A 258-nucleotide genomic window follows, 5' to 3' on the forward strand; every position below is an offset into this window, starting at 1 on the left:
GTCGGGGCCGACCGCTCACACGGTGCACGAGGGTCGGCAGTGCGACATCACGTAAGCCATGAAGTCCGTCATGAATCCGGAGATGCCCTGATCCCTCACGGCCGGGTCGGTACTCCTGATCGCGGGCGCCCATGTCGCGGAGAAGGCGGGAGAGACGGTGAGGAACTGCGCGGCGACGGCCGCCATCGCGTCGGCCTGCGCCTGTGTGGACACAGTGATGCCGAGCTCGGCGATCAGTTCGGGGTGCGCATCGGCGAG

General features: G+C 67.8%; 1 protein-coding gene. It reads right to left on the reverse strand.

Annotation, left to right across the window (positions count from 1 at the left end; translation table 11 throughout):
• Nucleotides 1-15: 15 nt before the first annotated feature.
• Nucleotides 16-258 (reverse strand): hypothetical protein (locus R0J87_RS22100; protein ID WP_498888995.1); only part of this gene is annotated, 243 nt, incomplete at its 5' end.

The organism is Halomonas sp. SIMBA_159 (assembly GCF_046536035.1).
Classification (GTDB): Bacteria; Pseudomonadota; Gammaproteobacteria; order Pseudomonadales; family Halomonadaceae; genus Vreelandella; species Vreelandella venusta_A.